Origin of the sequence: Bacillus sp. UNC125MFCrub1.1, assembly GCF_000701305.1 — a bacterium.
Classification (GTDB): Bacteria; Bacillota; Bacilli; order Bacillales; family Bacillaceae; genus Bacillus; species Bacillus altitudinis.
On record NZ_JNIG01000009.1, the window covers coordinates 462231 to 474103 of the forward strand.

11 protein-coding genes are annotated in these 11873 nt (G+C 40.6%); 2 read left to right on the forward strand and 9 right to left on the reverse strand.

All coding sequences use genetic code 11. The annotated features are described in order from the left end of the window. Positions 1-60 precede the first annotated feature (60 nt). Together N521_RS02635 and ctpB are read right to left on the reverse strand one after the other, a co-directional pair. Complete coding sequence (locus N521_RS02635; RefSeq protein WP_007500014.1) at positions 61-414, reverse strand: swarming motility protein SwrAA; 354 nt, start codon at positions 412-414, stop codon at positions 61-63. A gap of 344 nt (positions 415-758) precedes the next feature. Further along, positions 759-2204, reverse strand: a complete 1446-nt coding sequence (gene ctpB / locus N521_RS02640; protein WP_035389655.1) for a carboxy-terminal processing protease CtpB — start codon at positions 2202-2204, stop codon at positions 759-761. 153 nt (positions 2205-2357) lie between these two features. Here ctpB and N521_RS02645 point away from each other — a divergent pair, with 153 nt between their 5' ends. Next, a complete protein-coding gene (locus N521_RS02645; RefSeq protein WP_017368130.1) occupies positions 2358-3098 on the forward strand; it encodes a sulfite exporter TauE/SafE family protein in 741 nt (246 codons plus the stop codon). A gap of 48 nt (positions 3099-3146) precedes the next feature. On the opposite strand, the gene N521_RS02650 is transcribed toward N521_RS02645, so the two are convergent. The 5 genes from N521_RS02650 to N521_RS02670 all read right to left on the reverse strand — a co-directional run bounded on the left by N521_RS02650 (position 3147) and on the right by N521_RS02670 (position 7702). Then, positions 3147-4409, reverse strand: coding sequence for a murein hydrolase activator EnvC family protein (locus tag N521_RS02650; protein ID WP_008348225.1), 1263 nt, complete (start codon positions 4407-4409; stop codon positions 3147-3149). A 114-nt stretch (positions 4410-4523) separates the two neighbouring features. After that, a complete protein-coding gene (gene ftsX, locus N521_RS02655) occupies positions 4524-5414 on the reverse strand; it encodes a permease-like cell division protein FtsX (RefSeq protein ID WP_017368131.1) in 891 nt (296 codons plus the stop codon). After that, on the reverse strand, positions 5407-6093 hold the full coding sequence (gene ftsE, locus N521_RS02660; RefSeq protein ID WP_008348229.1) for a cell division ATP-binding protein FtsE: 687 nt from the start codon (positions 6091-6093) through the stop codon (positions 5407-5409). Before ftsE ends, ftsX begins: the two co-directional genes overlap by 8 nt. 382 nt (positions 6094-6475) lie before the next feature. Continuing rightward, complete coding sequence (cccB, locus tag N521_RS02665; protein ID WP_008348231.1) at positions 6476-6805, reverse strand: cytochrome c551; 330 nt, start codon at positions 6803-6805, stop codon at positions 6476-6478. 48 nt (positions 6806-6853) lie between these two features. Beyond that, positions 6854-7702, reverse strand: a complete 849-nt coding sequence (locus N521_RS02670) for a YitT family protein (protein WP_035389657.1) — start codon at positions 7700-7702, stop codon at positions 6854-6856. A 189-nt stretch (positions 7703-7891) separates the two neighbouring features. Between N521_RS02670 and N521_RS02675 the strand changes: the two genes are divergently transcribed. After that, on the forward strand, positions 7892-8626 hold the full coding sequence (locus tag N521_RS02675) for an alpha/beta family hydrolase (protein WP_035389659.1): 735 nt from the start codon (positions 7892-7894) through the stop codon (positions 8624-8626). A 214-nt stretch (positions 8627-8840) separates the two neighbouring features. Here N521_RS02675 and N521_RS02680 read toward each other — a convergent pair whose 3' ends face one another. Both N521_RS02680 and prfB read right to left on the reverse strand, forming a co-directional pair. Continuing rightward, positions 8841-10634: a M3 family oligoendopeptidase gene (locus tag N521_RS02680; protein WP_035389661.1), complete on the reverse strand. Its 1794-nt coding sequence runs from the start codon at positions 10632-10634 to the stop codon at positions 8841-8843. 124 nt (positions 10635-10758) lie between these two features. Next, positions 10759-11860, reverse strand: a protein-coding gene (prfB, locus tag N521_RS02685) for a peptide chain release factor 2 (RefSeq protein ID WP_098680723.1) whose coding sequence is annotated in 2 segments (ribosomal slippage) — positions 10759-11787 and positions 11789-11860 — 1101 coding nt in all. Because the reading frame shifts where the segments join, the coding sequence is not laid out codon by codon here. Positions 11861-11873 lie beyond the last annotated feature (13 nt).

Genomic DNA, 11873 nt, shown 5'->3' on the forward strand with positions numbered 1-11873 from the left:
ACCGCCCAAGTCAAGCATTTTCTCTTATTCTATCAAATAAATCGATGCTTGACATCAGGTTTATTTCTCCTGATTCATCCAAAGTGTGACATTCGACAGTGAAAAATCTTTTAAATAGTGATTCACATCTACATCTAGTATGCCGCCGAGAAGCTGCATGGACCTCTTGATGTCGGTTAAGTTTATACCAAGTCTCTTATGATTATCCATTAAATAATTGAAGTATATCTCAGCACAGTCTTCATCGATCTCGTCGACTGATTCTACCGTTGTGTAATTGACCAAGTACCTGCTTAACAGCATGAGTAGACTTAATGCCTTTGTAGCCGAAAACGTCACATCTTTCGTACGACTCTTAAGCTCCTCTACCAACTCGTAATATTTTTTCTCTCTCACAATACTTGCCCTTTTCAATTGTGTACCCCCATTTACTAGTTCTTTTAAGAAAAGCGCAAACCTCGGTACAGCTCAATGCTTAAGCTGAATATCCGCAAAAAATAAAATATTTAAAATGAGTGCTACTTTTTATTGTAAGAATTATTTATGTAACATACAACTTTCAAAAGTTTCATTTTCATGACATGTTTAAATCAACAGAAAGTCTCTTATATAAATATGTTATCGGGTAAATTCGAAGGAATGTTATGTTTTTTGTAAAATAAATGAATATATTTCTCGATATAATATATTTTTAAGAATAAATTATTACATGTTCGTAACACTTATGAACCAAAAAAAAGAGGCATTTATTCGCCTCTTTATTTTTTGAGATATAGTGCTTTTAGTGCAGTTTGCAGCTGAAGATCATTCTTTTCATAAGATTTCACTTCATCTACCATCTTGTTCATCATTTTCGCTGTCTTTAAATCAATCACACCAGATTTATCGAGATTGTATGTGCTTTGAAATGCGAGTACAGCTTTTTTCGTTTCTTCGTCAAAATATCCATCTACTCTGCCAGGGTCAAATGATAACCCTTTTAACAATGTCTGTGCTTGTCTGACTTCTTCATTGTTCATATCAAGCTGAAGCGGTTCTTTCAGCTGGAGCGGGCCAACGGTGAAGTAATCTGGTTGATGAATCGCAATGGTCGGCACAACGCCTTTTTTGTGAATCCAATTCCCTTTCGGTGTCAGCCACTTATACAGCGTTAATTTAATGTTACTTCCATCTCCCATTGGTACCGCCTGCTGCACAGTTCCTTTACCAAAGGAAACGTCACCTACCACTTCATACTTCCCTGCTTCTTTCAAAGCACCAGCCAGAATTTCAGAAGCGGATGCACTTCCTTTATCAATTAAGACATTGACCGGGTATGGTTTTTGTTCTTTTCGTTTTGAAAAATATCGTTTTCGATCGCCATTCCGTTCTGCAATTTGAATATATGGCTGATCCTTTGTGATAAAATGTTTCAAAATATCTTCCACACTTTGTAGATAGCCGCCAGGATTTCCTCTCACGTCCAGCACAAGGCCTTCCATGCCCTTTTTCTCGAGCTTATTCAAGCTTGCCGTGAAATCCTTCGCCGTATCTTCAGAGAAGCTAGAGATCGCGATATAGCCTGTTTTATGACCATTGACCTCTTTCATTGAAGCCGTTACGGTTTCAAGCGGGATTTCTTCTCGTTTGATATGGAATGTTAGCTCTTTTTCAATTCCATTTCGTCTGATTTTCAAGGCGACAGACGTTCCTTTTTTTCCTCTTATTTTCAGTACAGCATCGTTTAGGCTTTTTTCTTTCATCGTCTCACCGTCAATGCTGATGATTTCATCTTTCGGTTTCAGACCCGCCTTTGCTGCAGGGGATTTTTTAAAGGCAGAGACAATGATAATCTTTCCTTCATCCATTCCAACTTCTGCCCCAATTCCTTCAAATGAGGAATCAAGTGAATCCGAAAATTGCTTTGCGGTTTGCTTGTCCATGTATACTGAATACGGATCATTTAAGGTTGAAAGCATTCCTTGTATGGCACCTTCAAGCAGCTTTTGACGATCCACTTCCTCTACATATTCATTCGAAATGAGGTCATAGGCTTTCTCAATTTTCTCCATTCCGTTTTCCTTCGCTCGATCACTTGATTGAGCTTGTCCAGCCACTGCAGCCGCTTTCGGTGACTCCGCTTGAGTCGCCTCTTTATGCGTCATAACCCCTGCACTGATGATGAGAATGACACTTGCCATGATGGATGCGATTTGTTTTTTCATATTTGGCCTCCTTCTTCAACTCTTCCTGATGACCTGAGTTATTATATGCCAGAAGAAGGGATTTCATGTAAAGACATTCTCCTAAGGAGGCTTGACTAATCATTTCATTAGGTGTAATTTTTATTTTGTTACGATCGAGAAGGAGTCTTCGCTATGTATATTATATTGACGATGCTTTTATTAGGAATTTTACTAGGGTTTGTAGGAGCTGGCGGGGCTGGTTTTGTCATCGCATTGCTGACGTTAATCTTTGATGTACCAATCCATACTGCACTTGGTACATCTTTAGCTGCTATGGCATTTACGACTTTATCTGGTGCATACAGCCACTACCGGGAAGGAAATATTCAGCTCAAATCAGGTTTGATTGTCGGTGCACTAGCATGTATTGCTTCATTTGCCGGAGCAAAAGTGGCTCCTTTTATTCCAGAGGATAGCCTGCACTATTTAACAGCTGGTATGCTCTTTTTATCTGCTGTTTTTATGATGATCAAATTGTTTGTCCTAAAAGAAGATGCTGAACAGCAGCCGCTTTCTTCACGCCAATTGCTGATCAGGGGCATTATATTAGGCCTTGTATCAGGGATGCTTTCAGGGATGTTCGGTATCGGATCAGCACCATTTATTCAAGTGGGGCTTTTGATTTTGCTGAAGCTGTCTATTAGACAAGCTGTTGGCACAACGATGCTAGTGATTATTCCAATCTCTATTGGCGGTGGAATTGGTTATATTTCAGAAGGCTATGTTGACTTTATCCTGCTCGTTCAGATCTTAATCGGTACCGTATTAGGGGCTTTTATTGGGGCAAAATTTACACGCCTTGCGCCGAAACCTCTCTTAAAATCCGCTGTGCTTTTAACACCTATTATTGCCGGATTACTGCTGTTATTTTAATTTCATCTACATGAAAAAAGCCGATAACATGCTGTTATCGGCTTTTTGTCAGCGGATATATTGCGCTGGATTGACTGCATTTGATTTCGCGCCATTCCATAATCCTTTATGAATTTCAAAATGAAGATGCTGGCCATAAGACTGACCTGTGTTGCCCATATATCCAAGGAATTGACCTTGCTCGACTCTTTGACCTGTTGACACACTTCTTGTTGAAAGATGAGCGTATACCGTTTGATACGTTTGGCCATTGATGTTATGTGTAATGAACACCACGTTCCCATAACTCGACGAGTAGCTTGAGTTCGTGACTGTTCCAGATGCGGCTGCAACGACAGATACAGTGCCTTTTGCAGCGATATCTAATCCGTAATGCTGTCCGCCAGAACGTCCGCCAAAGCCTGATGAGAAACGGCCTGCAGCTGGTTTAATGAAACCTGAGCTACTTGCTGGTGTATCTGACACTTGATCAGATCCTCCACTTGGTGCAGGTGCACTTTTTTCAGCAGCTGCTTGTTCTGCTTTCTTCGCTTCTTCTTTTTGACGACGTGCCTCTTCAGACTTTACCGCCGCTTTTTGATTCGCTAGAATTTCTTGTTCATTTTCAAGCTTTCCTAGTTCATCATGTGCATGTTCTTTTTCTTCCGTTACATGACCAAGGACTTTTCCTTTTTCTTTTTGCTGTTTAGATAGGTCCTTTTTCAACGTTTCAAGCTCTTTCAAAGATGTTTCAAGTCCACTTAGCTGTTTATTTAGCTCTGCTTCTTTTTGCTCCACTAGCTCCAAATCATTTTCGTGTTCTGTAATCATGTCTTTATCTGCTTCGACGATGGTTGTAACAGCTCCCACACGACTGACAAAATCACTAAAGCTACGAGCACCTAGCAGCACATCTAAATAGTTGATTGTACCGCCACTTTTTTGCATAGAACGAATTCGATCTTTGAAAATCGCTTTTCTCTTTTCAATTCGCTCGTTGATGACTTCAATCTCTTTTTTTAGTTTTTTGATCTCTTGTTTCGTCTGTTTGACCTCTTTTTCTTTTTCAGCGACTTTTTCAGTTGCGGCACTTACTTTTTGGTCAATTTTTTCAATTTCTTGCTTTAGCTTTGATTCTTTCTTTTCAAGCTTTGCCAGTTCTGATTTCTTTTTCTTCAAGGTTGATTCAGTCTTCGATGTTTTCTCTTCAATTTGTTGACGTTTTTGATCTAGGTCTTCGTATGCGAATGCACGATTTTCGTTCCCTGGAATGTATAGCCACGTTGTTCCAATAAACGCTGCCATTCCAGCCATCATCAGCTTTCTTTTCAAAACGATATTCCCCTCCCATGACAACTGCCTGCATGAAGAGTCGACCGGATGAATTGGATCAACCGGTCACATCTTCTATAGAATCCTCGAGTGCTGCCATCAATATAAATAGATTTATACTTTCAAGAATTTACGGATGGACGTTAAACTTCCCCACACACCGATAATGGCACCGATCAATAGAAGGACCAGTGATACTTGATAGACAAACGGATTGTATGGAAGCATTGAAATAAATGAACCTTGTACCCTTGGCGCCACCCAGCCGACAGCATATTGATACGTGCCAAGCAATACAGCGATTGGTATAATCGAGCCAAATACACCAAGTAGTAATCCTTCGATGAAGAACGGCCAGCGGATAAACCAGTTCGTTGCACCTACTAGTTTCATAATCTCAATTTCTTTACGTCTAGCAAAAATAGTAATTTTGATCGTATTGGAAATCAAGAACATCGCTGTAAATAAAAGCCCAATAATAAGTGCGATGCCGACATTACGCGCCACTCCGACAACATTAAAGAGTCGGCTGACCTCTTCTTTTCCATAAGTGACTTTATACGTCCCTTTTAGGTTTTCTAATTTCTTCGCTACTTTTGGTGTATCGTGGGGATCTGTTGTTTTCACAATAAACGCATCATTCAATGGATTTTCTTGATCAACCAATCCCATAGATTGTCCATTTTCACCAAAGCTTTTAATCAGTGCTTTTAGTTCATCATCCTTGGATGAGTATTTCACATCACTGATTTCAGGAATCTTCTCAATTTCTGCTTTTAATTCATCCTGCTGCTTTTGATTCGCAGTTAAATCGATGAGAACTTTTACTTCTACTTCTTTCTCAGCGTTCGATGCCATGTTATTCAAGTTGAGCATAATGACAAGAAAAACCCCAACTAAAATCAATGTGACAGTGACCGCACTAATTGATGCAAATGTCATCCACGTGTTTCTTCCAAGTGAACGGAAGCTCTCACGTAAATGCCGCGAGAGAGTTTTAATCATAAATTCCGTACTCCCCTCTTGCTTCGTCACGTACAATCATTCCATCTTCGATTGCGATGACGCGTTTCTTCATGCTGTTTACAATCTCTTTGTTGTGTGTCGCCATGACGACTGTTGTTCCGCGGTTATTAATCTCTTCGAGTGTCTTCATGATTTCCCATGAAGTATCTGGATCAAGGTTTCCTGTCGGTTCGTCTGCAATGACAACCTCAGGATGATTGACGATCGAACGAGCGATCGATACACGCTGCTGTTCACCGCCGGAAAGCTGATCTGGAAATTGACGAGCTTTGTGCTTTAATTGCACCAAATCAAGTACCTCAAGCACTTTTTTCTTAATAATACTTGGCTGTTCACCAATGACTTCAAGAGCAAATGCCACGTTCTCAAAGACCGTGAGACTTGGAAGCAGTTTGAAATCTTGGAATACTACGCCAATTTCTCTTCTCACATAAGGAATTTCTTTTTCCTTCATCGAGCCTAAATCTTTGTTATTAATTAAGATTTTCCCTTTGGTTGGCTTCTCTTCACGATACATCATTTTAATGAACGTGGATTTACCAGCACCACTGGGACCAACAACATACACAAACTCTCCTGGATGGATAGAGACATTGATTCCATTGATCGCCTTTACACCATTAGGATAGATCTTATAGACTTCCTTCATTTCAATCATGTAATCACCTAATCTTTTCTTATTCGCTGTCAAACAGCTTATCATGATGTTCTGACACTTCTCGTCAAAAAACGTTATGTATGGTCACGCACATACCCTTCGATACGCACAAGCAATTTATGTCCTTTTCATCCAAAAAGATGAAAAAATTGAATCGTCTAAATTTCAACAACTCCAATTATACGTCATGAATCGACGCAATGGTATTACATTTATATTTCAAAACTTATAAATAAAAGGTAAATAGAGCAACTAAAACCGAAAAACGTGTCTTTTTACCCTTATTTTTTAAATAAAATTTAATATAATACGTTTTCATACTATTCAAAAGTCTTTTTCTACAAATAGAAAATAAAAAAACCTTGTCGATTAGACAAAGGTTTTATTTTTTCTCTGCAAGCCATTTGGCGACTTCTTTTGCTTGTTTTTCATCTACCATTCCACTTGGCATAGATCCTTTACCGTTCTGGGCAATATCTGCAATTTGGCTTTCATTATATTTCTTTCCGACTTCTTTCAGGCTTGGGCCGCCTCCGCCAGATAAGTCTTTTCCATGACAGCCAATACAGTTTTGCTGATAAATCTCTTCACCACTGCTCACACTTGAAGCACTTTTACTGCCTTCTTTGTCACTGCTGCTTGAATTTCCTCCACAGGCCGCAAGTACAAAAAGCATAGCGACAAAAAGAAGCGTTAATCCGCTCTTTTTCATGTATTTCCCTCCCTTACAATCATTTGGTCAACGTTATTATATCCTTGTTTATGCCCTTTTAAAACCCTCACCAAGCACCTCTTTTGCATCCATGACGATGACAAACGCTGATGCATCGATTGCTTTTACCACTTGTTTCAACTTTGTGAATTGTGACTGCCCTACAACACACATTAAAATAGGCCGGTCATGGTCGGTGTACCCACCTACTGCTGAAATCTTCGTTACACCACGATCAATTTGATCAAACACCGCCTGTCTGACCTCATCCTCATGACCCGTAATAATCATGGCCATCTTCGAGTGACTAAAGCCAGCCTGCACGACATCAATCGTCTTACTAGAAATGAACACTCCGATCACAGCGTACAGTCCTTCTTCAATCCCAAAAACAGTCATGGCCGCCAAAACAATCAAACCGTCCATCATCGCTAAACAAGTACCTAACGTCAGCCCTGTATATTTATTGATGATTTTGGCCGCAAGTGCCGTTCCTCCCGTTGAACCATTGCCGAGGAAAACGAGCCCAATTCCGATCCCAATCACTACACCGCCAAATATTGCGGCGAGCAGTGCTTCATGGGTGACAGGAGCAATGTGTCTTGTTAAGAACACCATTAAAGGTAAAAAGACAGAACCAACGAGCGTTTTTACCCCAAATGTTCCACCTAATAAATAAAAGCCTGCGATAAAGAGCGGAATATTGAGGCCCCATTGTACATATGCAGCTTCAAAACCGAATGACTGCATAATGGTACTGATTCCACTCACACCGCCAGCAGCAATCTGATTTGGTAATAATAACGTATTAAAGCCAACCGCCACGATGGCTGATCCTATTAAAATGAGTACATAATTTTTCACTTCAATCCAAAGTTGAGAATGTTCCTGCTTCATGTCTTTCTTCCTCCGTTACTTCTGAATGCACACCTATTTTAAGCCCTCTCATTCAGATTGTAAATAACAGCCAAATGCAGTGCTAATGGATTAATACTTTATCACACAGCCGGATCAGCGTACTTGCCGTTTGGCAGAAGAGTAAATGATGGTATATTTAATATGTACATGAGAAAGAAGGGACATACGATGAAGAAAATATTGAAGATCACCGGTATTACATTACTTGCACTCATCATCTTAGCTTTTGGTGCTTTCTATACATGGAGCCGTTTTACATATGGACCATCGGAAGCGTTAAAAAAGCAGATGAACATTGAGCAGGTCGATCATAAAAACGGGGTATATTCATTTGAAGCATCGAAAAGCGATACTGGCATCATTCTCTATCCTGGGGCAAAAGTTGAACCTCTTGCGTATGCCTATCTTGGGAATGCGCTGATGAAGAAAGGCTATTCAGTCTTTATCCCAGACATGCCATTTTCCTTCGCGATTTTTAATACGAAGAAGGCAGAGGAGATCCTCAAAAGTCATCCGGCCATCAAGCATTGGTACATTGGCGGACATTCACTAGGCGGGACAGCTGCCGCTATGTATGCAGAGAAAAATCAAAGCAAGCTGGACGGCCTCTTTTTCCTTGCCTCCTATCCTGCATCAGATGATTTGAAACAGGCTTCCTTGCAAGTATTATCTATTTCAGGCGAAAAAGATGGTCTCGCAACACGAGAAAAAATCAAAAAATCGAAAAAGCAGCTGCCTTCTCAAACGGTGTATCATGAGATAAAAGGTGGTAATCATGCTCAATTTGGCATGTATGGCAAACAAAAAGGGGATCAGCCTGCAGACATTCCAGTCCTCACGCAACAAAAAGACATCGTTCAGACGATGCTGGAATGGGTAAAACCAGCAAAAAAGCTCCCGTAATGGGAGCTGCAAGATTGTTGACAAAGGGCTAAAATGAACTTGATTTTAGCCCTTTGTCTTCTTTTCAGCGTGATAGAAAACCTTTGCAGTCTAGGAAGGACGAGCATCGGCGCGGAGCGAATTTGACATTCGTGAGCACCGAAGCGCAGGACTGACAACGAATGCGAGGGTTTGTCTACACGCTGAAGCTCCCATAATGGGAGCTTTTCATTTTTTATGCCTTCGTCGCTTCTAAAAACTCTTCAGCATCTGCCACAGCCAGTGAAATGGCCTCTTCCCAAAATGCTTTTTGAGTAAGGTCGACACCTAGGTGCTTATATGCCAAATCTTCTACAGTCATTGACGCTGTATCTTTTAATAGCGCAATATATTTCTCTTCAAATGATGCCCCAGCCTGCAATGCTTTTGCGTAAATACCTAGCGAGAACATGTACCCGAAGGTGTAAGGGAAGTTATAAAACGGGACACCTGTAATATGGAAATGCAGTTTAGACGCCCAGAAATGCGGATGGTATTCATCTAAAGAGTCGCCAAAGGCTTCCTTCTGTGCTTCTACCATCAACTCATTCAAGCGGTCAGCTGGCACTTCTCCTTGTTTGCGCTCTTCATAAAAACGTTGTTCAAATAAGAAGCGTGATTGAATATTCATAAAGAATGCCACACTGCGCTGCAGCTTATCCTCTAGCAAACTGAGACGCTCTTCTTCATTGGCCGCCTCTTTTAATGAAGCATCTGCCACAATCATTTCAGCGAATGTCGACGCAGTTTCAGCTACATTCATCGCATATTTACGATTCAACATCCGAACATCCTGCATGACTTCCTGATGGAACGAATGACCAAGCTCATGTGCTAGTGTCGCTACATTGGATGGAGTCCCTGAGAAGGTCATAAAAATACGTGATTCTCCGCTATCAGGGAAATTCGTACAGAAACCGCCCACTCGTTTGTTTGGGCGATTCTCAGCTTCTACCCAGCGTTCATTAAAAGCTTTTTCAGTAAAAGCAGCAAGCTCTTTTCCAAACCCTGCGAAATGCTTGATAATAAAAGCGGCTGCGTCTTGATAAGAATAGGTCTTTGTCTCACTTCCAATAGGTGCTCCCACATCAAACCAGCTCAGTTTATCAACCCCAAGCATGTCAGCTTTACGTTGTAAATATTCAATGAATGGCTGTTTATGTTCATCAATGACAGACCACATTGTATCGAGCGTCTCTTGTTTCATCCGGCAAATATCAAGAGGCTCTTTTAATATATGATCCCATCCTCTGGCTTCATATACTTGTAGACGAAAACCAGCGAGATGATTGAGTGTGCTTGCAAACAAATGTTCATCCTGTGTCCATGCATGTTCTAAATTATGATAGACGGCTTTTCTCACTTCACGGTCTGAATCATCCATCGCATTTTCTGCTTGGCCTACAGAGATCATTTGTGTTTCACCATTTTGCTCAAATGGAATGGTAATTTTGTTCACCAAGCTAGAATAAAGTTCATCCCACGCATGATACCCATCTACTGCTAGCTTTTGAATGAGTGTTTCCTGTTCAACAGGCAGTTGATCTTTCACATGTTCTCTTCGTTCATTTAATATGTAACGAACATCTGAAAAAGCGGCTGAATCCATTAATTCTTCCCACTGGCTAGTAGGAATCTCAGCAAGTGATTGATCAAACCCTGCTAGAATGGTTCCTAATTCAGCTTCCAGCTTGGCAATGGACCCCCGGAGGCTGCCCGCCTTCATATCCTTTGTATTTTGAGATTGTAGACAAGATACAAATGAACCTGCTTGTGCTAATTTTTTATATGTGATTTCATACGTTTCAAGGACAGCTGTTAACTTTTTTTCAATTTGTGTATCTTCTTTTGAAAAGGAATCTACCTTTTGTCGTAACTCATCTAATAGCTGCTGTATATGCTCTAAGTATGTGATAAATTCTGATGAAGAACTGCCTCCTTTAAAAAAGGCATCTAAATCCCACGTCTCTTGTAATGGTTTTAATCCCAAATTATTTCCCCCTTTAATTGCTAATTTCATCATACAAAGGATATAGAGTCAGTATGGCATATGTATTCCTTTATATTCATTATATTTTCTCACAATTAAAAAAACCCGGCAAGAAGCCGAGTTTTTATGATAATTTTGAACGTAAATACGCATCGATAAAGGAATCTAAATCTCCATCCATCACCGCTTGAACATTTCCCATCTCCGTGTTGGTACGATGGTCTTTCACAAGGGAATATGGGTGGAAGACATACGAGCGAATTTGGCTTCCCCAGCCAATTTCTTTCTGTTCTCCTCTGATTTCATCCAATTCCGCCTGTTGTTCTTCGATCCGTTTTTGATAAAGCTTAGATTTCAGCATTTTCATTGCACGTTCTCTGTTTTTGATTTGGGATCTTTCCGTTTGGCACGTCACGACGACATTTGTTGGGATGTGTGTGATACGAACCGCAGAGTCCGTCGTATTGACGTGCTGACCCCCTGCACCACTTGCACGATACGTATCCACCTTAATATCCTCTGTACGAATATCGATATCAATTTCTTCATTAAATTCTGGCATGACATCACAGGAAACGAAAGATGTGTGTCTACGGCCAGATGAATCAAATGGAGAAATACGGACTAAACGATGGACACCTTTTTCTGCTTTTAAGTAACCGTAAGCGTTATGTCCTTTAATCAGCAATGTCACAGACTTAATTCCCGCTTCATCCCCTGGAAGATAATCAAGGGTTTCAACCTTAAAGCCTCTGCGCTCTGCCCAGCGGGTATACATTCTGAGGAGCATCGATCCCCAGTCCTGTGATTCCGTTCCACCTGCACCCGGGTGAAGCTCAAGAATGGCATTGTTTTTGTCATACGGTTCACTTAAAAGAAGCTGCAATTCAAACTCGTTAAATTGTTTTGTTAAGTTCTTCAGCTCTTTTTCAAGCTCTGCATGAAGATCCTCATCGTAGTCTTCTTTTAATAAATCATGCGTCATTTGCAGCTCATCATGAGATTCACTGAGCTCATGATATGTATTCACATAATCCTTCAGTGCATTGGCTTCATTAATGACACCTTGCGCTTTTTGCTGGTCATTCCAAAAGTCAGCCTCTGACATCGTGGCCTCAAGCTCTGCAATTTTCGCTTCTTTTGTATCGAGGTCAAAGAGACCCCCTAAAATCAGCTAGCCTGCTAGCCATATTTTCAAGCTCTTGTCTAATTTCTACTAATTCCATATCCTTCACCTCA

Excerpts from the sequence above, each read along its gene's own strand:
- ftsE (WP_008348229.1), bottom strand. The coding sequence starts at position 6,093 with ATGATTGAAATGAAGGAAGTCTATAAGATCTATCCTAATGGTGTAAAG.
- N521_RS02670 (WP_035389657.1), bottom strand. The coding sequence starts at position 7,702 with ATGAAGCAGGAACATTCTCAACTTTGGATTGAAGTGAAAAATTATGTA.
- ctpB (WP_035389655.1), bottom strand. The coding sequence starts at position 2,204 with ATGAAAAAACAAATCGCATCCATCATGGCAAGTGTCATTCTCATCATC.
- N521_RS02645 (WP_017368130.1), top strand. The coding sequence starts at position 2,358 with ATGTATATTATATTGACGATGCTTTTATTAGGAATTTTACTAGGGTTT.
- cccB (WP_008348231.1), bottom strand. The coding sequence starts at position 6,805 with ATGAAAAAGAGCGGATTAACGCTTCTTTTTGTCGCTATGCTTTTTGTA.
- N521_RS02675 (WP_035389659.1), top strand. The coding sequence starts at position 7,892 with ATGAAGAAAATATTGAAGATCACCGGTATTACATTACTTGCACTCATC.
- ftsX (WP_017368131.1), bottom strand. The coding sequence starts at position 5,414 with ATGATTAAAACTCTCTCGCGGCATTTACGTGAGAGCTTCCGTTCACTT.